27 protein-coding genes are annotated in these 24,406 nt (G+C 64.5%); 17 read left to right on the forward strand and 10 right to left on the reverse strand.

Annotated features, from left to right (window positions below; all coding sequences use genetic code 11):
* Position 1: 1 nt before the first annotated feature.
* Positions 2-1,429, reverse strand: a complete 1,428-nt coding sequence (locus GM909_RS08815; RefSeq protein WP_157015914.1) for a serine hydrolase domain-containing protein — start codon at positions 1,427-1,429, stop codon at positions 2-4.
* A gap of 213 nt (positions 1,430-1,642) precedes the next feature.
* Here GM909_RS08815 and GM909_RS08820 point away from each other — a divergent pair, with 213 nt between their 5' ends.
* The 8 genes from GM909_RS08820 (at position 1,643) to GM909_RS08855 (ending at position 6,964) form a co-directional block, all read left to right on the forward strand.
* Entirely contained in the window at positions 1,643-2,482 is an 840-nt protein-coding gene (locus GM909_RS08820) for a glycoside hydrolase family 25 protein (protein ID WP_157015916.1), read from the forward strand.
* Positions 2,483-2,654: 172 nt separating this feature from the next.
* Complete coding sequence (locus GM909_RS08825) at positions 2,655-2,978, forward strand: ArsR/SmtB family transcription factor (protein ID WP_157015918.1); 324 nt, start codon at positions 2,655-2,657, stop codon at positions 2,976-2,978.
* Positions 2,975-3,385, forward strand: coding sequence for an SRPBCC family protein (locus tag GM909_RS08830; protein WP_157015920.1), 411 nt, complete (start codon positions 2,975-2,977; stop codon positions 3,383-3,385). Before GM909_RS08825 ends, GM909_RS08830 begins: the two co-directional genes overlap by 4 nt.
* A 44-nt stretch (positions 3,386-3,429) precedes the next feature.
* Positions 3,430-3,645, forward strand: coding sequence for a hypothetical protein (locus tag GM909_RS08835; RefSeq protein ID WP_157015922.1), 216 nt, complete (start codon positions 3,430-3,432; stop codon positions 3,643-3,645).
* Positions 3,646-3,648: 3 nt separating this feature from the next.
* Positions 3,649-4,083 carry a DUF1801 domain-containing protein gene (locus tag GM909_RS08840; RefSeq protein ID WP_157015924.1) on the forward strand — a complete coding sequence of 145 codons (435 nt, stop codon included), beginning with the start codon at positions 3,649-3,651 and terminating at the stop codon, positions 4,081-4,083.
* A 51-nt stretch (positions 4,084-4,134) separates the two neighbouring features.
* Entirely contained in the window at positions 4,135-4,566 is a 432-nt protein-coding gene (locus GM909_RS08845) for a DUF1801 domain-containing protein (protein ID WP_157015926.1), read from the forward strand.
* Between the two features lie 109 nt (positions 4,567-4,675).
* On the forward strand, positions 4,676-5,854 hold the full coding sequence (locus tag GM909_RS08850) for a lytic murein transglycosylase (RefSeq protein ID WP_157015928.1): 1,179 nt from the start codon (positions 4,676-4,678) through the stop codon (positions 5,852-5,854).
* 222 nt (positions 5,855-6,076) lie between these two features.
* Positions 6,077-6,964, forward strand: a complete 888-nt coding sequence (locus GM909_RS08855; protein ID WP_157016100.1) for a DMT family transporter — start codon at positions 6,077-6,079, stop codon at positions 6,962-6,964.
* 383 nt (positions 6,965-7,347) lie between these two features.
* Here GM909_RS08855 and metF read toward each other — a convergent pair whose 3' ends face one another.
* Both metF and GM909_RS08865 read right to left on the reverse strand, forming a co-directional pair.
* On the reverse strand, positions 7,348-8,271 hold the full coding sequence (gene metF / locus GM909_RS08860; protein ID WP_157016102.1) for a methylenetetrahydrofolate reductase [NAD(P)H]: 924 nt from the start codon (positions 8,269-8,271) through the stop codon (positions 7,348-7,350).
* Positions 8,271-9,284 carry an ArsR/SmtB family transcription factor gene (locus GM909_RS08865; RefSeq protein WP_157015930.1) on the reverse strand — a complete coding sequence of 338 codons (1,014 nt, stop codon included), beginning with the start codon at positions 9,282-9,284 and terminating at the stop codon, positions 8,271-8,273. The genes metF and GM909_RS08865 overlap by 1 nt, the downstream gene beginning before the upstream one ends.
* 128 nt (positions 9,285-9,412) lie before the next feature.
* Here GM909_RS08865 and tsaA point away from each other — a divergent pair, with 128 nt between their 5' ends.
* On the forward strand, positions 9,413-9,916 hold the full coding sequence (gene tsaA / locus GM909_RS08870; protein WP_157015932.1) for a tRNA (N6-threonylcarbamoyladenosine(37)-N6)-methyltransferase TrmO: 504 nt from the start codon (positions 9,413-9,415) through the stop codon (positions 9,914-9,916).
* Positions 9,913-10,230: a DUF2293 domain-containing protein gene (locus GM909_RS08875; protein ID WP_157015933.1), complete on the forward strand. Its 318-nt coding sequence runs from the start codon at positions 9,913-9,915 to the stop codon at positions 10,228-10,230. Before tsaA ends, GM909_RS08875 begins: the two co-directional genes overlap by 4 nt.
* 156 nt (positions 10,231-10,386) lie before the next feature.
* Here the strand turns inward: GM909_RS08875 and GM909_RS08880 are convergent, their stop codons facing one another.
* Positions 10,387-11,004, reverse strand: coding sequence for an MOSC domain-containing protein (locus tag GM909_RS08880; protein ID WP_157015935.1), 618 nt, complete (start codon positions 11,002-11,004; stop codon positions 10,387-10,389).
* Positions 11,005-11,108: 104 nt separating this feature from the next.
* Positions 11,109-12,230 carry a beta-ketoacyl-ACP synthase III gene (locus GM909_RS08885; RefSeq protein ID WP_157015938.1) on the reverse strand — a complete coding sequence of 374 codons (1,122 nt, stop codon included), beginning with the start codon at positions 12,228-12,230 and terminating at the stop codon, positions 11,109-11,111.
* Positions 12,231-12,407: 177 nt separating this feature from the next.
* Between GM909_RS08885 and GM909_RS25990 the strand changes: the two genes are divergently transcribed.
* Positions 12,408-13,001 carry a hypothetical protein gene (locus GM909_RS25990; protein WP_235911767.1) on the forward strand — a complete coding sequence of 198 codons (594 nt, stop codon included), beginning with the start codon at positions 12,408-12,410 and terminating at the stop codon, positions 12,999-13,001.
* A gap of 78 nt (positions 13,002-13,079) precedes the next feature.
* Here the strand turns inward: GM909_RS25990 and ettA are convergent, their stop codons facing one another.
* Positions 13,080-14,729 (reverse strand): energy-dependent translational throttle protein EttA, encoded by a 1,650-nt coding sequence (gene ettA / locus GM909_RS08895; RefSeq protein ID WP_157015940.1) that lies wholly within the window; start codon positions 14,727-14,729, stop codon positions 13,080-13,082.
* 123 nt (positions 14,730-14,852) lie between these two features.
* On the opposite strand from ettA, the gene GM909_RS08900 reads away from it, so the two are divergent.
* The 6 genes from GM909_RS08900 (at position 14,853) to GM909_RS08925 (ending at position 21,601) form a co-directional block, all read left to right on the forward strand.
* Positions 14,853-15,794, forward strand: coding sequence for an alpha/beta fold hydrolase (locus GM909_RS08900; RefSeq protein WP_157016106.1), 942 nt, complete (start codon positions 14,853-14,855; stop codon positions 15,792-15,794).
* A 129-nt stretch (positions 15,795-15,923) separates the two neighbouring features.
* Complete coding sequence (locus GM909_RS08905) at positions 15,924-17,945, forward strand: putative bifunctional diguanylate cyclase/phosphodiesterase (RefSeq protein ID WP_157015942.1); 2,022 nt, start codon at positions 15,924-15,926, stop codon at positions 17,943-17,945.
* Between the two features lie 190 nt (positions 17,946-18,135).
* Positions 18,136-19,311: a CaiB/BaiF CoA transferase family protein gene (locus GM909_RS08910; RefSeq protein WP_157015948.1), complete on the forward strand. Its 1,176-nt coding sequence runs from the start codon at positions 18,136-18,138 to the stop codon at positions 19,309-19,311.
* Positions 19,308-20,957: a thiamine pyrophosphate-binding protein gene (locus tag GM909_RS08915; RefSeq protein WP_157015950.1), complete on the forward strand. Its 1,650-nt coding sequence runs from the start codon at positions 19,308-19,310 to the stop codon at positions 20,955-20,957. The genes GM909_RS08910 and GM909_RS08915 overlap by 4 nt, the downstream gene beginning before the upstream one ends.
* A gap of 60 nt (positions 20,958-21,017) precedes the next feature.
* The gene (locus GM909_RS08920) at positions 21,018-21,293 is read left to right on the forward strand and encodes a type II toxin-antitoxin system ParD family antitoxin (RefSeq protein ID WP_157015952.1); all 276 of its coding nucleotides are present in this window, start codon (positions 21,018-21,020) and stop codon (positions 21,291-21,293) included.
* Complete coding sequence (locus GM909_RS08925; protein WP_157015954.1) at positions 21,293-21,601, forward strand: type II toxin-antitoxin system RelE/ParE family toxin; 309 nt, start codon at positions 21,293-21,295, stop codon at positions 21,599-21,601. The genes GM909_RS08920 and GM909_RS08925 overlap by 1 nt, the downstream gene beginning before the upstream one ends.
* A gap of 8 nt (positions 21,602-21,609) precedes the next feature.
* Here the strand turns inward: GM909_RS08925 and paaE are convergent, their stop codons facing one another.
* The 4 genes from paaE to paaB form a co-directional block, all read right to left on the reverse strand.
* Positions 21,610-22,689, reverse strand: coding sequence for a 1,2-phenylacetyl-CoA epoxidase subunit PaaE (gene paaE, locus GM909_RS08930; RefSeq protein ID WP_157015955.1), 1,080 nt, complete (start codon positions 22,687-22,689; stop codon positions 21,610-21,612).
* A gap of 7 nt (positions 22,690-22,696) precedes the next feature.
* Positions 22,697-23,200: a 1,2-phenylacetyl-CoA epoxidase subunit PaaD gene (gene paaD / locus GM909_RS08935; protein ID WP_235911777.1), complete on the reverse strand. Its 504-nt coding sequence runs from the start codon at positions 23,198-23,200 to the stop codon at positions 22,697-22,699.
* 134 nt (positions 23,201-23,334) lie between these two features.
* Positions 23,335-24,108, reverse strand: coding sequence for a 1,2-phenylacetyl-CoA epoxidase subunit PaaC (paaC, locus tag GM909_RS08940; protein WP_157015957.1), 774 nt, complete (start codon positions 24,106-24,108; stop codon positions 23,335-23,337).
* Positions 24,108-24,395 carry a 1,2-phenylacetyl-CoA epoxidase subunit PaaB gene (gene paaB / locus GM909_RS08945; protein WP_157015959.1) on the reverse strand — a complete coding sequence of 96 codons (288 nt, stop codon included), beginning with the start codon at positions 24,393-24,395 and terminating at the stop codon, positions 24,108-24,110. Before paaB ends, paaC begins: the two co-directional genes overlap by 1 nt.
* Positions 24,396-24,406: the final 11 nt, after the last annotated feature.

Below are 24,406 nucleotides of genomic sequence, written 5' to 3' on the forward strand. Positions count from 1 at the left end.
TTCAGTCCTGTGGCGCGTCCAGCACGCCCGCATCGACCAGCCCGACCAGCGCCTCCACCATAGGCTGCGGCTTGTAGCCGAGCTTGGACGGCGTGAGCCCCATCCGCAGCACGACCAGATCGCGCGACGGGATGACCACCATCGACTGACCGTCATGGCCGAGCAGCCAGAAGGCGTCGTCCGGCAGATCGAAGCCGGCATCGGGATCGGCGCCCGGCCGCGACCCGGCCGTGGGCCCATGCAGCCAGACCTGGCCCTGGCCATATTCGGGCTCGCCCCACGGCGCCGTCGAGGCGGACGCCGGCGAAACCATCCAGTAGACGAAGCCGGCCGGCAGGATGGAGCGGCCTTCCCAGGCGCCGCGCTGCAGCAACAAGAGCCCGAAGCGCGCCCAGTCGCGCGCATTCGCATAGAGATAGGACGAGCCGGCGAACGTGCCGGCAGCATCGGCCTCCAGCACCGCACTCGACATGCCGATCGGATCGAACAGAGCCTTGCGCGCCCATTCGAGCCCCATTTGCCCGCCGCCGGCCGCGTCCTGCCAGATGCGCGACAGGACGACACTGGTGCCGCTCGAATAGGAAAAGGTCTCGCCGATCGCGCCAGAAAGCGGCTTGCCCGCCGCGAAACCCGCCATGTCGGGCTCGAGATAGAGCATGCGGGTCACATCGCTGACACCGCCATAATTCTCGTTGAACGCCAGGCCGCTCGACATTGCCATGAGGTCGGAAAGCGCGATCTCGCCGCGCCGGTCGTCTTGCCATTGCGCCAGGAGCCCCGTCTGTTCGAGCGACAGCCGGCCCTCTTTCACCAGCGTGCCGATGATCGCCGCATTCACCGTCTTCGACATCGACCAGCCGAGCAGCGGCGTGACCGCCGTGAACGCATCGCCGTAGCGCTCGCCGACGATGCGCCCGTCATGGACGACGACGACGGCGCGCATGCCGGTCCCGGTCATGTCCGGAGCATCCAGAATGGCGTCGATCTCGGCGAATTGCGAGAATTCCGCCAGATTGCCCTTTGGCCATAGCGCCTCGTCTGTCACTGCCTGGCCGCCCGTAGCCGCGATATCGGCAATCTGTCCAAGATCGCCTCCAGGCAGGCTGACGCAGCCGAGACCGCTGCGGTGCACCGCGACCGACCGGGCGAACAGCCCCATGAGCGAAGCCTCGACCGTGCCGCCCTCTTCGTCCACCTCGACCCGGACATATTTCAAGAGCGGATGGCCGGGCGCCTGCACGTCGAGCGCAAGCACGTTCTGCGGGTCGCGCTCGGCAATATAGACGTTGGAGCAGACGATCTTGGCCGCGTAGGCCGTCCCGACCTGGATCAGCGCCGGCGGCCGTAAATAGAGCCACAGGCCTGCGGCAAGAACGGCCAGAACGATCAGACCGAGGCCCCATCTGAGAAGCCTGAAAAAGATGCCCACGCCTGGTTTCTCCCCTCCAGCAAAGCGGCCGGACGGCCGCTTGTTCCTCATCCGGGCGGACCTTCGGGCGCTCGAAGCCGAAAATCAACGCATTTTCGCCTACATTCGCCACAAATTCGTCGCCGGGAGGTGACGTGCGCTTAACCTTGGATTATTCATATTGGTGGATTGTCGGGGGATATGATTGATCGAACGGAATCGCCGGGGGACCCCATGCGCCGTCTGGTTGCCGTTGCCACGTTGGCCGTACTTGCCGGCTGCAGCGCCTCGACCTACGATCTCGCCGAGCTCGCGCCCGAAACGTCGAGCGTCGTCACCGCGGCCTCGCCGAGCCCGAGCGCGGCACTCGCCTATGTGGCGCGTGCCCATCCGCGCTTCGACGACAACGACCCGCATGACTGGCAGAGCCGCGCACCCTGGCACCATCCGGTTCACGGAACGGATGTGGCGAAGTACCAGGAATATGTCGACTGGCAAAAGGTGCGAACGAACGGCATCTCCTTCGCCTTCATCAAGGCGACCGAGGGCGGCGATATCGTCGACGACTATTTCGAGCGCAACTGGAAGGCGGCCAGACAGGCCGGCATAGCGCGCGGCGCCTATCATTTCTTCTATTTCTGTCGCCCGGCGATCGAGCAGGCGCGCTGGTTCATCCGCAATGTGCCGCGCGATCCGAACGCGCTGCCGCCGGTGCTCGACATGGAGTGGAACCCGTTTTCGCCGACCTGCACCAAGCGCCCGCCGGCCGCCAAGGTGCAAAGCGAGATGCGGATCTTTCTCGAAGCCCTGGAACGCCACTATGGCAAGAAGCCGATCATCTACACCTCGATCGACTTCTTCGACGACAACCGCCTGGAAAACTTCAAGGGCTACCCGTACTGGCTGCGTTCCGTCGCAGGCCACCCCGACGAGAAATACGGCAACCACCCCTTCGTCTTCTGGCAATATACCGGGACCGGCGTCATTCCCGGCATCGACGGCGACGCCGACATCAACGTGTTCAACGGCACGAAGGACGAATGGCGCGTCTGGCTGGCCGAAAATACGAGCTGATCGCCGTTTGCCGTGCAGTTCCTGCGCCGGCGACTGGGCCCGCCCTGCAATCCTGTAGCGCACCGGCTGCCGCGTACCCGACATCCAGCGTCGCCCGCAATCGCCGCTCTTGACTAACACATATCTCACCGGTTATGCGTCCCTACATATAGCCCGCGAGTTATAAGTAGTCATGACACAACCTCACGATGCCCTGTTCAAAACCCTTGCCGATCCGACGCGCCGCGCCATTTTCGAACGGCTGTGCCGCAACGGAGAGCAGACGGTCGGGGCGCTCACGGCCGTGGCCGGGGTTTCGCAACCGGCTGTCTCGAAACATCTCGGGGTCTTGAAGCAGGCAGGGCTGGTGCACGACCGCCACGAAGGCCGCCAGACGCATTACAGCGCGCAGGTCGCGGCACTGTCGCCGCTGATCGACTGGACGAACCAGATGAACGGGTTCTGGCAAGACCGGTTTGACGACCTCGAAGATCTCCTCAACAGGATGGACCAATGACCGATACCGCAGCCGAAACGCTCTCCGTCGTCGTCGAACGCGAGATCCCGCATCCGCCGGAAAGGATCTGGCGCGCACTCACCCAGCCGTATCTGATCCAGGAGTGGCTCATGAAGAACGATTTTCAGCCGGTCGTGTCCCACCGTTTCAGCCTGACCGCCGACTGGGGCGGCGTCGACTGTCAGGTCCAAACCGTCGAAGAAAACAGGACACTGTCCTACAGCTGGGAAACCAAGGATCTCGAAAGCGTTGTCACATGGACGCTCACCCCGACGGAGACGGGCACGATGCTGCGCATGGAGCAGATGGGCTTCCGGCCGGACCAGCAGCCCTACTACCGGGGCGCCCAGGCCGGCTGGCCGCGTTTCATCGCCGCCCTCGAAGACGTCCTGACGCGCATGGACTGACGGGGCCGAATACTTCAAACAATCCGAATTCACAGGAGGTCCGGATGAAACAGTACACATGGATTCGGCAGTTGCACCGCTGGCTGTCCATCCTGTTCACGCTCACGGTCGTCGCCAATTTCGTCGCCATGGCCATGGGGGAACCGCCCGCATGGCTGGTCTATTCGCCGCTGCCGCCGCTCTTCCTGATGTTGTTCAGCGGCCTGTACATGTTCGTCCAGCCTTATTTTGCCGGTCGGCGCGCTGCCGGGCAGGCGTGAGCGATGGCCGGCAAGACATCCGCGAACAAATCCGCGACGCCGGTCCTTCTAACGGGCGGCAATCCGCAAATCGCAAAGGGCTATGGCGACGCACCGGTGCAGGCCTATATCGACGCCATGCCGGGCTGGAAGCGCGCGGTCGGACAACGCCTCGACGCGATCATCACGCGTGCCGTTTCCGGCGTGCACAAGGCCGTCAAATGGAACTCGCCCTTCTACGGTGTCGAGGACGACGTCTGGTTTCTCAACTACCACTGTTTTACGAAATACGTGAAAGTGTCGTTTTTCCAGGGCGCTTCGCTGCATCCGGTCCCGCCGGTTGCCTCCAAATATGCGGATGTGCGTTACTTTCACATCCACGAGCACGACGAACTCGACGAAGTCCAGTTTGGCGATTGGGTGAAGCAGGCCAGCCAACTGCCCGGCGAACGAATGTGAACCGGCTGTTTGTCACCCGGCGAAAACTGCGAACAGGAGTACGGGCAAGCCATGAAGAGCGCAAATAACGCGGTGGACGAACCAGGCACAGACGCTACGCCGTCCGAACAGATCGACGCGAAGATCGCGGCGCTCGGCGGCTGGCGCGGTAAAATGCTTTCACAGCTTCGCACCCTGATCAGGCAGGCCGATCCCGAAGCGGTCGAGACGGTGAAATGGCGAAAGCCGTCCAACCCGCACGGCGTCCCGATTTGGGAGCATGACGGCATCATCTGCACCGGCGAGACATACAAGGACAAGGTGAAGCTGACTTTCGCCAAGGGCGCCTCGCTGGAGGACCCATCGGGGCTGTTCAATTCCAGTCTCGACGGCAATGTTCGGCGCGCCATCGATTTCAAGGAAGGCGACGCGATCGACGAAGTGCCGTTGAAGGCGCTCATTCGCGCCGCCGTGGCCGTGAACACGTCCTCGCGGAAAAAGTGAAAAGGCGCTTGATTGCGCCGTTGGATTGCCCGACGAATGCCGAACCGGCATGTCCCAATTTTGTCCCAACTTGCAGGGCAGAAATGCGGGCCAAAAGGAGGGTGATCCCATGGTGCTGTCGTACAGGTACGTGATTGCGACCCTTTGTGTGCTTGCTGCCGCCCCCGCTTCGGCTCAGCAATGCGGCGGCGATTTCTCCGCCTGGCGCAGCGCGCTCGCCTCGCAAGCCCAAAGCCAGGGCGTCGGAGAGCGCGGGCTTTCGGCTCTGTCGGGCGCCCAGCCCAACGCCAGGGTGGTGCGCATGGACCGCGCGCAAGGCGTCTTCACCCAGGATTTCATCGAATTCTCCAGCCGCATGGTCAATGACTACCGCCTGCAGCACGGCGCGGCGAATCTCGAGAAATATGCCTCCATCTTCGAACGCGCCGAGCGCGAATTCGGCGTTCCGGGTCCGGTCATTACGGCGTTCTGGGCCCTGGAGACGGATTTCGGCGCCGTCCAGGGCGATTTCTCCACCCTCGATGCCCTCGCCACGCTGGCGCATGACTGCCGCCGGCCCGAACTGTTCCGGCCGCAACTGATCTCGCTGCTCACCCTGATCGACCAGGGCACCCTGCCCGCCAATGTCGAGGGTGCATGGGCCGGCGAGATCGGCCAGGTCCAGGTGCTGCCCTCCGACTATCTGGAGAAGGGCGTCGACGGCGACGGCGACGGCCGCGTCGATCTGCGCTCCAGCCCGCCAGACGTCATCATGACCACCGCCAACATGCTGCATTCGCTCGGCTGGCGTCCCGGCGAACCGTGGATGATGGAGGTGCAGGTGCCCGAATCCATGCCCTGGGAGGAGACCGGCCGCGTCAACCGGCTGCCAATCGCGCAATGGTCGGACTGGGGCGTGACCGGCCGCGCCCGCGAGGCGCTCGATCCGGGCCTGCCGTCCGCCGGCCTTGTCCTGCCGATGGGCCGCAAGGGGCCGGCCTTCCTGCTGTTTCCCAATTTCGACGTCTATCTCGAATGGAACAAGTCGATGACCTACACGCTGACGGCCGCCTATCTGGGAACGCGGCTGGCCGGCGCGCCCTCCTACGACCGGCGCAATCCCGAGCCCGGGCTGACGGCCGAGGAGATGAAGCAGTTGCAGCAAAAGCTTGCCGCCAAGGGCCACGACGTCGGCGGCATCGACGGCATTTTGGGCATGGGCACACGCGAGGCCGTGCGCCGGGAACAGATGCGGCTCGGCTTCGCCGTCGACGGCTGGCCGACACGCTCGCTCCTGTCGGCCTTGTGAGGGCGCGAGGCGACGCCGCGCCTGATCCCGTCTCCCTGACGCACCCCGTCGAATTCGCCTGACCGAAGCCCGCCGTCCACCGGCAGGGGTCGGCAGGAGCCAGGCGGCGGCGACCATTTTCGGGTGGCGCTGGCGAGCCTTGCCTTCTATCGATGGATCGCACCGTCAAGGAGAGGGCACACAGTGACGCAAGCCAGCACCGCACCACTGCCCCCGCAGCCGATGAGCCTGGCGCATTGGGCGCAGCTCATCCTGCTCGGCATGTTGTGGGGCGGCTCGTTCTTCTTCGCCCGCGTCGCCGTGCAGGAAATACCGCCGCTCGTCCTCGTCCTGTTCAGGGTGTTCATCGCGGCCCTCGCCCTGCAGCTCTATCTGGCGGCGCGTCGCATCTCGCTGATGCCGGCGATCCGGCGCGCACCAACCTTCCTGCTCCTGGCAACGATGAACAACATCATTCCCTTCTCGCTGATGTTTCTCGGCCAAACGGAACTCGGCGCCGGGCTGGCTTCGGTGATCAACGCGACCACCCCCTTCTGGACGATCCTCGTCGCCGCCGTCTTGACCGCGGATGAAAGGATCAGCGCGCCCAAGCTTGCCGGCGTCATCCTCGGCATCGCCGGCACCGCCGTCATGATCGGCCCCGGCCTGCTGGCGGGGCTGGGCGGGCCCGCCTGGGCCAAGCTCGCCCTGCTCGGCACCGCCCTTTCCTATGCCTTCGCCTTCATCGTCGCACGCCGCCTCAAATCCGTTCCGCCGGCCGTCACCGCCACGGGTCAGCTCACCGCATCGAGCCTGTTGATGATCCCCATCGTGCTTTTCGTCCATGGACCGAACGGGCTCTTTTCGGCCAGTCCGACCGCCTGGGCATCGGTCTTCGGCCTGGCGCTGCTGGCGACCGCGCTTGCCTATATCCTCTATTTCCGCCTCGTCGCCGAGGCCGGCGCCACCAACACCTCGCTCGTCACGCTGATCGTGCCGGTTAGCGCCCTGCTCCTGGGATCGCTGTTCCTGGGCGAAAGGCTGGAACTGTTCGAATTCGCCGGCATGGCCCTGATCGGGCTCGGTCTGATCACCATCGACGGCCGCCTTTTGCGCCGCATGACGGCCTGACCAAATGTGCTGCAGCGCAAAATCCGTTCCGCCTGCCGGGTTAGGGAGAAAATTTTTTCAACAGCCGGCGCGATCACTCAATCGATTGGAATTTCAATGCGAAAACCGGGATTCATGGCACAGCGTTCCACATGCCTCCCGCAGCGCAGCATACAATTCGCTTGCCAGAAAGTGTGGCAGCCTTAAACTTTCGGCGTAGTCTGCAGAGGAGGCTATGATATGGGACTGTCACGGCCAATAAACACTTTGGTACTCTGTGCAGCTTTCGCCTTTGTCGGCGCCCTGATCGTAGGGGTACTACCCTGAGGCCAATGAAGCAGACCGCTTCACCGAAGAAATAGTGGAATGGCCGGGCATGACCCGGCCATTCCTTTATGTTGGGATCACGCCGCCGCCGGCGTTTCGGCATCGGCCTCCTCCGTCTCGGCGCGAATGCCGATCATGTGGCAGATGGCGAAGACCAGGCTGGCGCGGTTCATCGTGTAGAAGTGGAAATCCGTCACGCCGCGCTCGACCAGATCGAGCACCTGCTCGGCAGCCACCGCCGCGGCGACCAACTCATGGGTCTGCGGATCGTTGTCCAGGCCGTCGAAGCGCTCGGCCAGCCAGTCGGGCACATGCGCCCCGCAGCGGCCGGCGAAATTCGCCACCTGCGTGAAATTGTGCACCGGCAGGATGCCGGGAACGATGGGCATATAGATGCCGGCGCGCCGGGCGCGCTCGACGTAGCGCTCATAGTCGTCATTGTCGAAGAAGAACTGCGTGATCGCCCGCGTCGCGCCGTTGTCGACCTTGCGCTTGAGCATGTCGATGTCGGTTGCGAAATCGGGGCTTTCGGGGTGTTTTTCGGGATAGGCCGACACGGAAATGTCGGGAACGCCCTGACGGCTCAGCGCGCCGGCAAGCTCGGCGCCGTTGGCATAGCCCTGCGGGTGCGGCTGGTAGGCCGCGCCGACGCCATCCGCCGGATCGCCGCGCAGCGCCACGAACCGGCGCACGCCCATGGCGACGAACTCGCCGATCACCTCGTCGACCTCGTCGCGCGAGGCATCGACACAGGTCAGATGCGCCGCCGGCACGAGGTCGGTCTCCTTGAGTATGCGCTCCACCGTCCGCGCAGTGCGTTCGCGCGTCGACCCGCCGGCACCATAGGTCACCGAGACGAAGGACGGCTGCAGCGGCTCAAGCCGCTTGGTCGTCTCCCACAACCGCGCTTCCATCTTGTCGGTCTTCGGTGGAAAGAACTCGAAGGAGACGCTGATCCGGTCGCCGATGTCCGGTCTGCGGGAAAATCGGAACTGGTTCATCATGCGCTCTCCGTTTGTCTTTCACTGAATTCGTCAGCCACCAGCAGGCGCCTGTCGCGCGCCAGCCAGAGCTTGACTGTCAGGCGTCCTTCGCCTGATTCCTGGGGTTTGAAGTCGAGTGTCTCTTCCATGTCGAGCTCGGCTTCCTCCAGCCATTCCTCCATCTGACCATCGGCGAAACCGAGCCGCACATGGGCGTGCTGCTCGCGCAGGAACTCCAGCTCGTGCGGGGCGAAATCGACGATCAGCAGACGTCCGGACGGCCGCAACAGCCGCGCCGCCTCGGCGATCGCCAGGCCCGGCTCCTCGAGATAGTGAAGAACCTGATGGATCGCCACCAGATCGATGCTGTCGCGCTCGACGGGCGGCGCGTAGATGTCGCCCTGGCGCACCTGCGCGTTGGCGATGCCCGCCTTGTCGAGATTGGCCCGCGCAACGATCAACATCTCGCGCGACATGTCGACGCCGATGCCGCGCTGAAAGCGCGGCGAGAGAATCTCCAGCATGCGCCCCGTGCCCGTGCCGAGGTCGAGCATCGTCTGGAACGGACGCTCGCCGATCAGGTCCAGTATGGCTTGCTCGACCGCCGCGTCGGGCACGTGCAGCGAACGGATACGATCCCAGCTCTCGGCATTGGCCCTGAAATAGTCGGCCGCCCGCTCCTGGCGCTTGCGCTTGACCAGCGCCAGGCGTTCCAGGTCGCGGTCGACCGGGGCCTGTGACGGGTCCACACGCGACAGGAGATTCTGCACGAATTCCCGTGTTGCCTCGGCATCCGACAGCCGGAAGAAGGCCCAGGACCCCTCCTGGTACCGCCCGATCAGCCCTTCGTCCAGCAGCAGCTTGAGATGGCGCGAGACGCGCGGCTGCGACTGGTTGAGCACCTCGGTCAGGTCGCTGACGGTGAGATCGCCGCACGACAGGAGATACAATATGCGCATGCGGCTGGATTCGGCCGCCGCCTTCAATGTATCAACCATCTGTTCAAGTCCGATCAGCGGGCGAGACAGCATCTCCACCTCCAACAACCATATAAAGATATGTTTATATCATACGAGAGGCAGGATCAAGACTCCGCCGTCGCTGGCGGGCAAGAAAGTGGCGCAAGCCTAGCAGCGCGCAACATCTGGAGGATCGGCACATGAGACGTGAGGGCGAGATCGAACTGGATGAGGATCCCGGCGCATTTGCTGCCGACGCCCGGCTCGCCTTCATCGGCCGGGTCGTCTCTCCATGGACGAGCCGCGAGGACTGCCCGAAAAACATGGCGGCCGCGCGCGAGGCACGGCGCGGCGCCTTCATCGAGATCGCCGCCCCCTATCGCCCGGGCCTTGCCGGCCTGTCGCGCTTCAGCCACGCCATCGTGCTGACCTGGTTCGACCGGGCGGCGCGCAACCTGATCGTCCAGACGCCGCGTCACGCATCCGAGCCGCGCGGGGTCTTTGGCCTGCGCTCGCCGGTGCGCCCCAATCCGATCGGCCTGCATGTGGTGCGCCTTGTCGGCATCGACGAGACATCCGGCCGTGTCGAGATCGATGCCATCGACGTGCTCGACGGCACACCCGTCGTCGACCTCAAGCCTTATTTTCCGTCGATCGACGCGTTCGCGGACGCCGCGACGGGCGAGCGGCAGGAGGGGCAATGACGGCGAGAACCGGTCGCCGGCGGGCCGTCGCCAAGGCGCTGACGCTTCTTTTGCCGATGGCGCCCTATGCCGACATCGAGGCGGTCCGCCAGCAGGCGCTGGCGCCGCACATGAAGGCTTTGCCGGCCTCGCTCGCAGTCTGGCTGGCCGCCGTTGCCTATGTCCGCCATGCCCATTCGAGCTATGAGACGCTGCTCGAGGAAGGCTATGATCGCGATTCGGCGCGTTTCTTCGTCATCGACGAGATCAACGAGACCCTGACGCGCTGGCGCGCCACGCGCTTGCTCGATCCGGATATCGACTCCGACGTGTGAGCCCGCGACGCCGGCCATCATGCCGTACCATCTCCGCCGCCAGAGCATGTCCCGCTCAAATGGAATCGTTTGAGCGAAAGGTACATGCTCCAACATATTGATCTGGCGCGCATTCGCGTCAAACGTTTCTGCTTGAAGCGAATGCGCGCTGGAGCGCTACGGCCGATAGAGCCATTGCTCCGGAATTCGCACCGAGACGTCTTCGCCCATTTCGATGCGGCCGGGCTTTTCGACCCAGGCGACGAGCCCGCGCAGCCGCTTGGCCGCCTTCGGGAAAAGCAGCGCGCCCGCATCAAGGTCGGCCATCCCGGCATGTTCGGCCACCGAGCGCCCGGCGATCCTGCACGGCCCGTTCTGCGCGTCGATCTTCAGCGTCACGCCACCCTTGAAGAACATCAGCGTGCCGGCCGGCAGCAAGGACAGCCGCGGCACGCCGTCGAGAAGCAGATTGGCGCCTATCCATTCGGGCCCGATGTCCGCGATCTCCATGCTCTGGGCGATCTCGGCCAGTTCGTCGGGCGCCACGATGGACAATTGCCGCTCGTTGCGCATTTCCGTGCCGCGCGGATACCACGGCTCGCGCCCGCCCGAATTCCGCGTGATGCCGGCATGGTAATCGCCGGCAATGCCTTCGAAAGTCAGGTCCAGCCCGTCCGTCGCCCGCGTTTCGAAATGGTCGAACGGGGCGACATAGACGCCGGCGACCGTGGCGGCGAGTTTCCTGGCCGGCAGGATCTCGGGGTCGCGATCAAGTCGCGTCAACGGCAGTTCCATGGATCGCTCCTTGCTTGTGATGCCAGACGATTGCCGTCATTCCTCCCCGATTTCCAGTCAAATGTCCTGATCGAACGGTCAGGCCGATTGATGGACGGCCCTGCTCACAACCGCCGAAGCAGCGCCCCGCCGATCGAATAGCCGGCCCCATAGGTGCACAGGAGGCCGTAGTCGCCCGGCTCCATGTCCTTGAAATTCTGCTGCAGCGCTACCACCGCCCCGGCGGCGGCGGTATTGCCGAGTTCGTCCAGCACCATCGGCGCGCGGTCGTGGTCGACCACCTCGCCGAATGCCATCTTCAGGATCAGCGCGTTCATCTTGCCGTTGGCCTGGTGCAGCCAGAACCGGCGCACCGTGCGCGGCGTATGGCCATGTTCGGCCAGGAAATCGACGATGAAGCGGTGGCTGGCCACCGTGACGTCCTTGAACACCCTGTTGCCCTGCTGCTTGATCAGGTTTCCCTCGCTCGGCACGCGGCTTACGTCGTCTTCCGCCGCCCGGTTGAGATAGCTGAAGTTGGAGCGGATATTGTTGGAAAACTGCGTCCAGTTGCGCGTGTCGACCAGTTCGAAATGTCCGACCGGCTCGGCCCCATCCTCGACCGCCTCGATCAGGATGGCCGTCGCCGCATCGCCGAAGATGAAATGGGTCTGCCGGTCGCGGAAATTCAGGTGCGGCGTGATCAGTTCCGGCGTCACGACGAGCGCCCGGCGATGAGCGCCGGAACGCACCAGGTTGAATGCCGCGTGCAGGCCGCCGGCAGCCGATGAGCATCCCAGGCTCAGATCGAAGGCCGCGCCGCCGGCCCCGATCTCCTGCTGGATCTCGATGCCGATCGAGGGATACATGCGCTGCAGATGCGAGGCGGCGCAGATGACCAGATCGACATCGCGTGCATCGACCTTCGCGTCGTCGAGCGCCCGGCGCGCCGCCGAGGCGCCGAACTCGGCCATCACGGAAAGTTCGTCGTCATCGCGCAGCGCAATGCGCGGCGCCATGCGGTCCGGGTCGAGGATGCCGTCGGGCGTGTGGACATGGCGGCGGCGGATGCCCGATGCGTGGACGATGAAATCGGCGCTCGATTTCGCCAGCGGCTCCAGCCCTTGCTCACGCCGGCGCAGGTTTTCCCGGCAGACCCAGAGATTGAAGCTTTCGACGAGTTCCTCGTTGCTGATCGAGGCTTCCGGGATGGTGACGCCCATCCCGCTGATGACGACGCGCTTCATAGGTTTCGGGCTCTCCTTCGCCGCACGGGCGGGGACTGCCTACCCGACACATGCGACCCATGTCCACCGCCATTAGAGCAATTCCAGGAGAAGTGGTCCCCGGTTCTCCGTCCGGAATTGTGTAGAAACTTGGAACCGGACCGCTGAATCAAATCCGCGAAGCAACGAGCCGATCCGGTGACGATCCTCGCACATTGGCGCGAATTGGCAATCACGCCGTGCTGCAGCGCACAGGAAAATGCGAGCGCCGCGGCTCCTGCCCTGCGCGGCATCGCCAGGCACAGGCTTTACCGCCCGCGCAGCCGGGTCTATTCTCGGGCGCAAGCGGGGAGCGGACAATTGGAGGGTTTCGCCATGCGCACCCGCCGCGCTTCCACGCCTCTCGCGATCGCGGCCCTTGCAGCCGCGGCAACCCAGGCCGGCGCCGCCGACTTTTCCTGCAACAATCTGGTTCCGCTTGGGCAAAAGATGATCTGTTCCGGCTTCGAGCCCAACTGGGCGGTGGAACTCGTCTGCGACGGGCCGCAGATGACGTCGAATTTCATCGACGCCTTTTCCGGCAGCGGTATCCAGACGACGCCGGGAAGCGTCACCTTTTCATCGGAAAATCCATGGACCTTCGAGACGAGCCACCCGGTCACGGGTTCGATCGCCTATACGCCCGCCGGCTGCTCCGACGAGGGCGACAATGTCCACGACTTCACCTTCACCCCGACCGGCGCGCCGGGGCTCTCGGAACCTTTCTTCCCGTTTTGTTGTCGGATGGAGTAACCGGCAGGCGCAAAGCCGCGTCCGCCGTGGGTCGCGGCATCATCGGTGGCGGATCCGCCACCGACACCAACTCGGTTCCTACCGCGTCAGCCTTTTATACGTCATTCGGTGCGGATTGACGCTGTCGGGCCCCAGCCGCCTGATCTTGTCGGCCTCGTATTCCTCGAAATTGCCCTCGAACCATTCGACATGGCTGTCGCCCTCGAAGGCCAGGATATGGGTGGCCAGCCGGTCGAGGAACATGCGGTCGTGGCTGATGATGACGGCGCAGCCGGCAAAGTTTTCCAGCGCGTCCTCAAGTGCTGCCAGCGTCTCGGTGTCGAGATCGTTGGTCGGCTCGTCGAGAAGGATAACGTTGCCACCGGCCTTCAGCATCTTGGCCAGGTGCACGCGGTTGCGCTGGCCGCCCGACAGCGTGCCCACCTTCTGCTGCTGGTCGCCGCCCTTGAAGTTGAAGGACGAGCAATAGGCCCTTGAATTCACTTCATGCTTGCCGAGCTTGATGAGGTCGTTGCCGCCCGAAATCTCTTCCCACACCGTCTTGTCGGAGTTGAGATGGTCGCGGCTCTGGTCGACATAGCCGAGATGCACCGTCTCGCCGACGCGGATTTCGCCGGCATCGGGCGTTTCCTGGCCGGTGATCATCTTGAACAGCGTCGACTTGCCCGCGCCGTTCGGACCGATCACGCCGACGATGCCGCCGGGCGGCAGCTTGAATTCGAGATCGTCGATCAGGAGTCGGTCGCCAAACCCCTTGGTCAGGCCGTCGGCCTCGATCACCACCTGGCCGAGGCGCTCGCCGGCCGGGATGATGATCTGCGCGTCGCCGGGCCGGCGGTCGTTGGCTGCCTTGACCAGCTCGTCATAGGCCCGGATACGGGCCTTGGACTTGGCCTGCCGGGCCTTCGGGCTGGCGGCCATCCATTCGCGCTCGCGCTCCAGCGCCTTCTGGCGCGCCGCCTCTTCGCGGCCCTCCTGCGCCATGCGTTTGGCCTTGGCCTCCAGATAGGCCGTGTAGTTGCCCTCGTAGGGAATGCCGCGGCCGCGGTCGAGCTCGAGGATCCAGCCCGTCACATTGTCGAGGAAGTAGCGGTCGTGGGTGATGATGAGAACGGCACCGGGATATTGGCGCAGATGCTTTTCCAGCCAGGCGGTCGTCTCGGCGTCGAGATGGTTGGTCGGCTCGTCGAGCAGAAGCAGGTCGGGCTGCTGCAAAAGCAGCCGGCAGAGCGCCACGCGGCGCTTCTCGCCGCCCGAGAGGGAGGAAACGTCGGCGTCGCCCGGCGGGCAGCGCAGCGCCTCCATGGCCATCTCGACCTGGCTCTCCAGATCCCACAGGTTCTGGCTGTCGATCTGGTCCTGCAGCTTGGCCGCCTCGTCCGCCGTCTCGTCGGAATAATCCATCATCAGTTCGTTGTAGCGGTCGAGGATCGCCTGCTTGCCGGCCACGCCCTCCATGACGTTGCCCATGACGTCCTTGGAGGCATCGAGCTCGGGCTCCTGGGACAGGTAGCCGCAGGTCGCGCCATCGGCCAGCCACGCCTCGCCGGTGAACTCCTTGTCGAGCCCGGCCATGATCCTGAGTACCGTCGACTTGCCCGCGCCGTTGGGACCGAGAATGCCGATCTTGGCGTCCGGGTAGAAAGACAGGTGGATGTTTGCCAGGACCTTCTTCTGTCCGTAGGACTTGGTAAGGCCCGACATGTGATAGATGAACTGGCGTGCCATGGCGCGCGGAAACTCCGTCTTGACGAAATCGGGGAAAATTGCGTTGCGGCGTATTTAGGCGATGTGGCGCCTGACGGCAAACGGTTTCGGCCAATGACGGAGCAATCGGGCGAGGCAAGCGGCATGGGCTATACGAGCAGCACCGGCCATGAAAGCCCCACGGGCGCGACCCTGCGCCTCTACACCAGGCGAGCGGAGACCGATGCGCGCGGCGTCGTGCAGATCAATCATGGTCTGGCCGAACATGCCGGCCGCTATGCCCGCTTCGCCGATTTCCTCGCCGCGCACGGCTTTCACGTCTATGCCCACGACCATCGCGGCCACGGACGAACGAAGGCGCCCGACGCTCCGCCGGGCATGTTTTCCACGCAAGACGGAACCGGCAAGCTGCTCGCCGACGTCGATGCCATCCACGACCTGATCGCCCTCGAGCATCCGGGCCTGCCGGTCATCGTCTTCGGCCATTCCATGGGCGGCATGGTCGCGCTCAACCATGTGCTGAAACACCCCTCGCATGTGCGCGGGGCGGCCATATGGAACGCCAATTTCAGCGCCGGCTTCACTGCCCGTGCGGCGCTGGCCTTCCTCGCCTGGGAGCGTTTCCGCCTCGGCGCCGACGTGCCCTCGCGCATCCTGCCGCGCCTCACCTTCCGCACATGGGCGAAGCAGATTTCGAACGCCGGCACGGATTTCGACTGGCTGTCGCAGGACGCGGCGGAAGTCGCCGCCTACAGGGACGATCCGCTGTGCGGCTGGGACGCGTCCGTCTCCATGTGGCGCGACATATTCGGCCTCGCTGTCGCGGGAGCCGACGATCGCAATTTTGCCGATGTGCCCAGGGACCTGCCCTTTCATCTCCTGGGCGGCGCCGACGATCCGGCGACCGAAGGCGGCAAGGCCGTCACGGTCCTGGCCGATCGCCTGCGCGCGATGGGATTTTCCAACGTCGTCTCGACGATCCGTCCCGCTACCCGCCACGAAACGCTCAACGAGATCGGCCGCGAGGCCGCGATGGCCGATTTCGTCGCCTGGGCCTGTTCCGTCCTCGCCCGGGAGCCGCCATAGAGTATGCAAATACAGGTACAAGTAGAACAACTCTATCGAATGAACCTCAATTTATCTCTATTTAGAAAAAATTGATATTCTCACTTCAAGTTACGTCCGAGTGCGATCCGACCAGGCGGGGGACTTCGGATGTTTTCGCGCATTGTATCTTGTATTGCTTATGAACACGACCAGACCTTCGTGCTGGTCGCGGTGGTCGTCTGCGTGATGGGCGCGGCCACGGCCGTGCATATCTTTCGCCGCGCGTGCGAGGTGGACAATTCACACCGGCTGAACTGGTTGCTCCTTTCGGGCCTCGCCGTCGGCTCGACCATCTGGACAACCCATTTCGTCGCCATGCTGGGGTTCAATCTCGTCGAGACCGTGGGCTACGATATCGCGCTCACGCTGGCGTCGCTTGCCGCCGGCATCGTCTTCAGCACCGGCGGCCTTTGGCTCGCCGCGTCCGGCGAGCGCCTGGCAACAAGGGTCCTCGGCGGCATGATCGTCGGCCTGGGCGCCGCAGCCGCCCATTATGTCGGCATGGCCGGCGTCGACATTCCTGCCCGCATCGAATGGAATCCGGCCCTGGTCGCAGCCTCTGTCGCCATTGGCGCGGCCCTTGGCGGGATCGCTTTCGGTCTCGACCCGAAGCAGCGAGACTTTTGGGGATGGCGCAGCGTCGTCCTCGTCGCTGCCATATGCGGCACGCATTTCGCCGCCATGGCAGCCGCCACATATATCCCGCTCCCCATGGCCGAGGCAGGCGGGCCGGCCCTTTCGAAGGAATTGACGGCCGTCATCGTTCTCGTCGTCTCGCTGGCCGTGATGGGCATCGCCATTTACGGCGTCGATGCCCGCACGCAGCGCGATCTCCTGGCCTCGTACCGCCACGCCGCCCTGCACGATCCCCTGACCGGGATGCCGAACCGCCATGCGCTGTCGACACGCCTCGACATCGTGCTCGGCGCCCCGAACCCGCAAGGCTGCGTCATCGTCATCGACCTCGACCGCTTCAAGGACATCAACGACGTCCATGGCCACGCCGCCGGCGACGCGGTGCTGCAGGAAATCGCGGGGCGCTTCACCTCCACACTGCGCGACAACGAGTTCATCGCCCGCACGGGCGGCGACGAATTCGTGGCCCTGAAATGGGCGACGGACTGCGAGCGTCAGGCAACCGATTTCGCCGATCGCCTCCTGGCCTGCGTCGACCGCCCGGTCGTCTACGGCGGCCACGCACTCACCACCGGGGCAAGCATCGGCGCCAGCCTGTTTCCACGCCAGGGCTCTTCGCCCGACGATCTCGTGCACAATGCCGACCAGGCCATGTACCGCGCCAAGAAAAGCCGCCAGGCGAGCGTCTGCTTCTTCGACGAGGCGCTCGATGGCGAGCATCGCAAGCGCAAGGCGCTCGCCATGCAATTGCGGCATGCCGTCGAGCGCGACGAGTTGGAGCTCTACTATCAGCCGCAAATCGACGTCGCGAGCGGCGCGACGCTCGGTTTCGAGGCCCTTTTGCGCTGGAACCACCCGGAGCAAGGGTTGCTTGCCGCCAACGACTTCGTCCCGATCGCCGAGGATACGGGGCTGATCGTTCCGATCGGCGAATGGGTGTTGCGGACAGCCTGCCGGCAGGCCGCATACTGGGAGGCGTCCTGCAAGGTTGCGGTCAACGTCGCCTCGGCGCAATTCACGCAATGCGACCTGGCCAGGATCGTCCACGAAGCCCTGATCGAAAGCGGGCTGAGCCCGGCGCGTCTCGAGATCGAACTGACCGAGGGCAGCATCATCGAGGATCAGCAGCAGACCCTGCATGTGCTGCGCCAGCTCAAGGCGCTGGGCGTATCGATCGCGATGGACGACTTCGGAACGGGCTATTCCTCGCTCGCCATGCTGCAGCACTATCCCATCGACAAGATCAAGATCGACCGCTCCTTCATCAGCGCCATCGCCAGCAATATCGAATCGCTGGCCATCGTCAAATCGACGATCATGCTGGCGCAGCATCTGCGCATACCCGTGCTCGCCGAAGGCGTGGAAAGCGACGAGCATCTGGAGGTGCTGCGCACCCAGGGCTGCAACGAGGCCCAGGGCTATCTGTTCGGCAGACCGGTCCCGCTGCACAGCCTGACCATGGGCCAGAAAGCGGCCGTCGCGGCGCGGCGCTGACAAAGGTTCCCGGCAGGACCAATGCTCCGGTGCGAACTGGGCATGGCGGCCGCCAATCGATCGGGCCACATTGATCGGACAATGAAGCGGCGTGGCAACCGAATTGCCGGCGCGACAGCCAATTATCGTTTTGTTTGTCCGGCACATATTGTAGTCAGGTTGCCAACGACAACCGCAGCTTCCGGACATCATGGCTCAACCACCCCTCAAAGGCGTTCGCGTCATCGAGTTGGCCCGCATTCTGGCAGGCCCCTGGGCTGGCCAGTTGCTGGCCGATCTCGGCGCCGACGTCATCAAGATCGAGAACCCGAATGGCGGCGACGATACCCGCAAATGGGGTCCGCCCTTCCTCATGAGCCAGGACGGGGAGAACCTCTCGGCCGCCTATTATCATTCGACGAATCGCGGCAAGCGTTCGGTCGCCATCGACTTCTCGACGGCGGAGGGAGCGGAAACGGTGCGCCGGCTGATCGCCACGGCCGACGTGTTGATCGAGAATTTCAAGCTCGGCGGGCTGAAGAAATACGGGCTCGACTACGAGAGCCTGCAAAAGATCAATCCGCGTCTCGTCTATTGCTCGATCACCGGCTTCGGCCAGACCGGGCCCTACGCGCCGCGGCCTGGCTATGACTTCATCATCCAGGGGATGTCCGGCATGATGTCGATCACCGGCGAGCCGGGGCGCGAGCCGCAAAAGGCGGGCGTGGCGATTTCCGACATCTTCACCGGGCTTTACTCCGTCATCGCCATCCAGGCCGCGCTGCGCCACGCCGAGGCGACCGGCGAAGGCCAGCACATCGACATGGCGCTGTTCGACACGCAGATTTCGGTGCTCGGCAACCAGAACCTCAACTATCTCGTGTCGGGCAATCCGCCCGTGCAGATGGGCAACGCCCATATGAACATCGCGCCCTACGAGGTGCTGCCGGTGGCCGACGGCCACATCATCCTGGCGGTCGGCAATGACGGCCAGTTCCGCAATTTCTGTACCGTCGTCGGGCTCGACACCCTGCCCGACGACCCGGACTTTTCCACAAATCCGGCCCGCGTGACGAACCGCGCCCGGCTGCGCGAGACGATCGTCTCTGCCCTTGCGGACTGGAAGAAGGACGTGTTGCTGCCGAAGCTCGAAGCGGCGAACGTACCGGCAAGTCCGATCAACGATATCGGCGAGATGTTCGCCGATCCACAGACGATTGCGCGCGCAATGCGCATTGACCTCGACGACGGCCACGGAAACATGGTCCCCTCGGTGCGTGCGCCCATGGTCATGTCGGCGAGCCCCCTCGCCTATGACAGGCCCTCGCCGCGTCTGGGCGAACACACGCAAGAAGTCCTGGCGGAACTGGAGAAACGCGAATCATGAAAACGGGCGGACAACTGATCGTCGAAGCGCTCGAGGCCAACGGCGTCGACCGGCTCTATTGCGTTCCCGGCGAAAGCTATCTTGCCGTGCTCGACGCGCTCGCCGATTCCGCGATCAGCCCCATCGTATGCCGTCAGGAAGGCGGCGCGGCAATGATGGCCGATTGCCATGGCCGCCTGACCGGCAAGCCGGGCATCTGCTTCGTCACCCGCGGTCCCGGCGCCACCAATGCCTCGGCCGGCATTCACATCGCCGCCCAGGATTCCATTCCGCTCATCCTGTTCGTCGGACAGGTTGCCCGCGGCAATCTGGAACGCGAAGCATTCCAGGAAATCGACTACCGGGCCTTCTATGGCTCGGTCGCCAAGTGGGTGGTCGAGATCGACGACCCGGCGCGCATTCCCGAACTTCTCACACGCGCCTTCACGGTCGCCACGTCCGGCCGCCCGGGCCCGGTGGTCGTGGCGCTTCCCGAGGACGTGCTGAGCGAGCGAGCGCAGGCGCCGGCCGCCCTGCCCTTCGTGCCTGTCGAGACACAGCCGGGCACGGCCGAGATGGAGGCATTCCACAGGCTCCTGGCCACTGCAAAGCGTCCCATCGCCATTCTTGGCGGCACGCGCTGGAGCGACAAGGCCGTCGCCGACTTCCAGAAATTCGCCGAAAGCTGGAACCTGCCGGTCGCCTGTTCCTTCCGCCGCCAGATGCTGTTCGACCATCTTCACCCGTCATATGCAGGTGACATCGGCATCGGGCCCAACCCGAAACTCGCCCAGGCGGTCAGGGAGGCCGACGTCGTGCTCCTGGTCGGCGGGCGCTTCGGCGAGATGCCGTCCTCCGACTACACGCTATTGAAGAGCCCCTATCCCGACCAGGCGCTGGTGCATGTCCATGCCGACGCAGCAGAGCTCGGGCGCGTCTACCGGCCGAGTCTCGCCATCAACGCCTCCGCCGCGGCCTTCGCGGCGGCCGCAGTCGGCCTGAAGCCGTCTGCACCCCCGGCATGGGCCGAACGGACCGAGGACCTGCACAGTGCCTATCTCGACTGGTCGACCCCACCGGAAACCGGCCCCGGTGCCGTGCAGATGGGACCGATCATGGCCTATCTGGAAACGGTGCTGCCCGACGACGCCATCCTTGCAAACGGCGCCGGCAACTACGCCACCTGGATACACCGCTTCCATCGCTTCAGGCGTTACGCCACGCAGGCCGCCCCCACCTCGGGCTCGATGGGTTATGGCACGCCGGCCGCCGTGGCCGCCAAGGGGCTTTTTCCCGAGCGCACCGTCATCGCCTTTGCCGGCGACGGCTGCTTTTTGATGAACGGACAGGAATTCGCGACCGCGGTGCAATACGGACTGCCAATCGTCGTGATCGTCGTCAACAACGGCATTTACGGCACGATCCGCATGCATCAGGAGCGCGAGTATCCCGGCCGGGTCGTGGCCACCGATCTCACCAATCCGGATTTCGCCGCATTGGCCCGCGCCTATGGCGGTCACGGCGAGACGGTGGAGACGACGGCCGACTTCGCGCCCGCCTTCGAGCGAGCGCGTGCCAGCGGCAAGCCGGCCATCATCGAGATCAAGCTCGACCCGGAGGCCATCACGCCCACACGCACGCTGAGCGAGATCCGGGAGAAGCGGTAGAAATTTACCTGGCCAGATACATCTGGTATGAATGATTCATACTCAGGGAGGCTCCTGGCCATGAACAAGATCGACCGTCGCACGATCAGCCTGCCCGCCGAGCAGGCCGACTACATCGATCGACTGGTGGAATCGGGCGAATACGGCTCTGCCAGCGAAGTCGTACGCGCCGGAATCCGGGCGTTGCAGAAGCACGACCGCGCCATCGAGCACTGGCTGCGGACCGACGTTGCGGAGACGTATGACCAGGTCAGGGCCGGGATAATGCGCACCATTCCCGGTGAAGAGGTATTTACCGAATTGCGCGCGCGTCACGAGGCCAGGCGGCCGAAGTAATGAGATCGCGGTCGGTTCGGTTTTCCGAGAGCGCGCGATCCGACCTCCTCGGCATTCATGACTGGATCAGTTCGGTTGCGAGTTGGAAAACAGCCAGCGCGTACATTGAGCGGCTTGAGCACTTCTGCATGGCGCTTGATCTGGCATCCGAACGAGGAACTGCCCGCGAAGACGTCCGAGGCGGGTTGCACGTGGTCGGCTTTGAGCGAAAAATATCGATCGCATTTCGGGTCACCGACCACGATGTGGTGATCCTGCGCATCTTTCGAGACGGCCGCGATTGGGAGAGTGAATTCGCGAAGGAATGAACATCCCCTCACGCAGCGTCGAAATCCAGCACCAGCCGGTCGCTCGTCGGGCGCGTCTGGCAGGCAAGCGTGAAGCCCGCCTCGATCTCCCACGGTTCGAGCGAGAAGTTGACCGCCAATTCGCTCTCGCCCTCCACGACCCGGCAGCGGCAGGTGCAGCACATGCCGCCGGCACAGGAATAGGGCAGTTCGATGCCGGCCCGATGTGCGGCGTCGAGCACGGTGGCATCCTCTTCGCCCATCGCAAAATTGCGCCGCACGCCGTCGAGCAGAACCTCGACCGTCGCACCGGCCTCCACCGCCTGACGGGCCGCGACAGACGGCGCGCGCGGCTTCGGCGCCTCGCCGGACGGCGTGAAGCGCTCGAAACGGATGCGGTCCCCGTCCACGCCATAGGCCTTCAGCATCGTCGAAACATCGTCGATCATTTCGCCCGGCCCGCACAGGAATACGCCGTCGCAGCCCTTGGGATCGACCAACCCGCGTTCGGCGAGCAACCGCACGCGCTCGCCGTCGATGCGGCCGTTCAGCAGATCGACATCCTGCTTTTCGCGCGACAGGAGGTGGATCAGCGAGAACCGCTGCATATAGCGGTCCTTCAGATCGTCGAGTTCCTCGCGGAACATGATCGTCTCGGTCGACCGGTTGCCGTAGATCAGCGTCACCGTCGAGTCCGGCTCGTGCCCCAGCACGGTCTTGGCAATCGACAGCATCGGCGTGATGCCCGATCCCGAGGCGACCAGCAGATAATCGTGGCGCGGGCCGATCAGCGAGGTGAAGCGGCCCTCCGGCGGCATCACCCGGATCGTGTCGCCGACCGAAAGCAGGTCGTTGACGAAGCGCGAGAAACGACCATCGGCGACCTTCTTCACCCCGACGCGCAGACGGTCTTCGCCCGGCGCCGAGCAGATGGAATAGGAGCGGCGGATATCCTCGCCGTCGATGGTCGTCGCCAGCGTCAGATACTGGCCCGGCCGGAAGGCGAAGGTCTCGCGCAGGTCGTCCGGCACGTCGAAGGCGATAGCCACCGCCTCCGGCGTCTGGCGCTCGATGTCGACAACTCTCAGTTCATGGAAACGCAATGCCATCGGGGCCTCAAATGCACTTGAAATAGTCGAACGGCTCCTTGCAGCTTTCGCAGCGATAGAGCGCCTTGCAGGCCGTCGAACCGAATTCCGCGACCCGGCTCGTTTCGTGCGAGCCGCATTTCGGGCAGGCGACATCCGTCTCGCCGAACAGCGCGCGCACCGAGTTCGACGCCTTGGCCGGCGGCGCGATACCGTAGGCCCTGAGCCTTTCGCGCCCTTCCTCGGTGATCCAGTCGGTGGTCCAGGGCGGCGAGACGACGCGCTCCACCCGCGCCTCAAAACCCGCCTCGCGCAAGGCAGCCTCGACGGCAAGCTCGATGGCCAGGACTGCCGGACAGCCCGAATAGGTCGGCGTCACTCGCGCCACCGCCACACCGTTCTCGATCTCGACCGAGCGCAGGATGCCGAGATCGGCGATAGTGACGCAGGGCACTTCCGGATCGGGCACGGAAGCAGCGGCGGCATAGGCATGCGCGGCATCCTCCCTCCCCCTTGAGGGGAGGGTCGGCACGGAACGTGCCGGGGTGGGGTGGGCCCGCTCAGGCGCCGCGTCGGATCGGAAGGTCGCGGCCATTGAAGCGACCCCACCCGTCGGCTGTGCCGCCACCCTCCCCTCGAGGGGGAGGGAAAATTCCGCACGCACACTCACCACACCGCTCCCGGATAGGTGCGCTGCATATATTGCAGCTCGGTCAGCAGATAGCCCATCGCCTCGCCATGCAGGCCGCGCCGTCCGCCGGTCTGGCCATAGGGCACGGCCTGGGTCTCGAGCCCCGCCTCGGCGAAGACCGCGCCGACCGTGCGCTCGAATGATTTGCGCAACGACGCCGGATCGGGCGCGATGCCGGCCTCGGCGACCGCATCGCTCACGGCGTCGGCTTCGAACAGCTCGTCGACATAGGGCGCCAGCGCGTCGACCGCCTGCTCCATGCGACGGCGGCTTTCTTCGGTGCCGTCGCCCAGCCGCACCACCCATTCGCCGGCATGGCGAAGGTGATAGGCAACCTCCTTGACCGCCTTGCCGGCAATCGCCGCAACGGTCTCGTCGGCAGATTCGAGCGCACCATCCCAGAAGGCCTGCATGAAGGCGGCGAAATAGAACTGGCGCAGCATGGTGTGGGCGAAATCGCCGTTCTCACGCTCCACCATCAGGCAGTTCAGGTACTCCCGCTCGCGCCTCAGATAGGCGAGATCGTCTTCCGTGCGTCCCTCGCCTTCCGCCTCGGCGGCATATTGGTAGAGGGAACGCGCCTGGCCGATGAGGTCGAGCGCCATGTTGGGCATGGCGAGGTCTTCCTCCAGCATCGGTGCATGGCCGCACCATTCCGACAGCCGGTGGCCGAGGATCAGATGGTCGTCGGCCAGCCTGAGCAGGATGGTGACCAGCGCCGTCTGGTCGATCTTTGCCCGCGCCGTCATCACATATGCCCCACATCGTCGGGGATCTTGTAGAAGGTCGGGTGACGATAGACCTTCGACAGGGCCGGCTCGAAATTCTCGTCCTTGTGCTCGGGATCGGACGCCGTGATCGCCGCCGACGGCACGACCCAGATCGAGGTGCCCTCGCCGCGCCGCGTATAGACGTCGCGCGCCGCCTGGATGGCCATTTCCTCGTCGGTCGCGTGCACCGAGCCGCAATGCTTGTGGGCCAGGCCGTTGCGCGGCCGGATGAAGACTTCCCAAAGCGGGATCTCGTTCGTCGCCATGATCACTCTCC

Origin of the sequence: Mesorhizobium xinjiangense (assembly GCF_009749525.1) — a bacterium.
Lineage (GTDB): Bacteria > Pseudomonadota > Alphaproteobacteria > Rhizobiales > Rhizobiaceae > Mangrovimarina > Mangrovimarina xinjiangensis.

Coding starts and splice junctions, on each gene's coding strand:
- tsaA (WP_157015932.1), top strand. CDS start 9,413: ATGAGACGTGAGGGCGAGATCGAACTGGATGAGGATCCCGGCGCATTT.
- GM909_RS08925 (WP_157015954.1), top strand. CDS start 21,293: ATGAGATCGCGGTCGGTTCGGTTTTCCGAGAGCGCGCGATCCGACCTC.
- GM909_RS08905 (WP_157015942.1), top strand. CDS start 15,924: ATGTTTTCGCGCATTGTATCTTGTATTGCTTATGAACACGACCAGACC.
- ettA (WP_157015940.1), bottom strand. CDS start 14,729: ATGGCACGCCAGTTCATCTATCACATGTCGGGCCTTACCAAGTCCTAC.
- GM909_RS08900 (WP_157016106.1), top strand. CDS start 14,853: ATGGGCTATACGAGCAGCACCGGCCATGAAAGCCCCACGGGCGCGACC.
- metF (WP_157016102.1), bottom strand. CDS start 8,271: ATGAACCAGTTCCGATTTTCCCGCAGACCGGACATCGGCGACCGGATC.
- GM909_RS08840 (WP_157015924.1), top strand. CDS start 3,649: ATGGCCGGCAAGACATCCGCGAACAAATCCGCGACGCCGGTCCTTCTA.
- GM909_RS08830 (WP_157015920.1), top strand. CDS start 2,975: ATGACCGATACCGCAGCCGAAACGCTCTCCGTCGTCGTCGAACGCGAG.
- GM909_RS08885 (WP_157015938.1), bottom strand. CDS start 12,230: ATGAAGCGCGTCGTCATCAGCGGGATGGGCGTCACCATCCCGGAAGCC.
- GM909_RS08910 (WP_157015948.1), top strand. CDS start 18,136: ATGGCTCAACCACCCCTCAAAGGCGTTCGCGTCATCGAGTTGGCCCGC.
- paaE (WP_157015955.1), bottom strand. CDS start 22,689: ATGGCATTGCGTTTCCATGAACTGAGAGTTGTCGACATCGAGCGCCAG.
- GM909_RS08875 (WP_157015933.1), top strand. CDS start 9,913: ATGACGGCGAGAACCGGTCGCCGGCGGGCCGTCGCCAAGGCGCTGACG.
- GM909_RS08920 (WP_157015952.1), top strand. CDS start 21,018: ATGAACAAGATCGACCGTCGCACGATCAGCCTGCCCGCCGAGCAGGCC.
- GM909_RS08825 (WP_157015918.1), top strand. CDS start 2,655: ATGACACAACCTCACGATGCCCTGTTCAAAACCCTTGCCGATCCGACG.
- GM909_RS08855 (WP_157016100.1), top strand. CDS start 6,077: ATGAGCCTGGCGCATTGGGCGCAGCTCATCCTGCTCGGCATGTTGTGG.
- paaC (WP_157015957.1), bottom strand. CDS start 24,108: ATGACGGCGCGGGCAAAGATCGACCAGACGGCGCTGGTCACCATCCTG.
- paaB (WP_157015959.1), bottom strand. CDS start 24,395: ATGGCGACGAACGAGATCCCGCTTTGGGAAGTCTTCATCCGGCCGCGC.
- GM909_RS08850 (WP_157015928.1), top strand. CDS start 4,676: ATGGTGCTGTCGTACAGGTACGTGATTGCGACCCTTTGTGTGCTTGCT.
- GM909_RS08845 (WP_157015926.1), top strand. CDS start 4,135: ATGAAGAGCGCAAATAACGCGGTGGACGAACCAGGCACAGACGCTACG.
- GM909_RS08880 (WP_157015935.1), bottom strand. CDS start 11,004: ATGGAACTGCCGTTGACGCGACTTGATCGCGACCCCGAGATCCTGCCG.
- GM909_RS08820 (WP_157015916.1), top strand. CDS start 1,643: ATGCGCCGTCTGGTTGCCGTTGCCACGTTGGCCGTACTTGCCGGCTGC.
- GM909_RS08865 (WP_157015930.1), bottom strand. CDS start 9,284: ATGCTGTCTCGCCCGCTGATCGGACTTGAACAGATGGTTGATACATTG.
- GM909_RS08835 (WP_157015922.1), top strand. CDS start 3,430: ATGAAACAGTACACATGGATTCGGCAGTTGCACCGCTGGCTGTCCATC.
- GM909_RS08915 (WP_157015950.1), top strand. CDS start 19,308: ATGAAAACGGGCGGACAACTGATCGTCGAAGCGCTCGAGGCCAACGGC.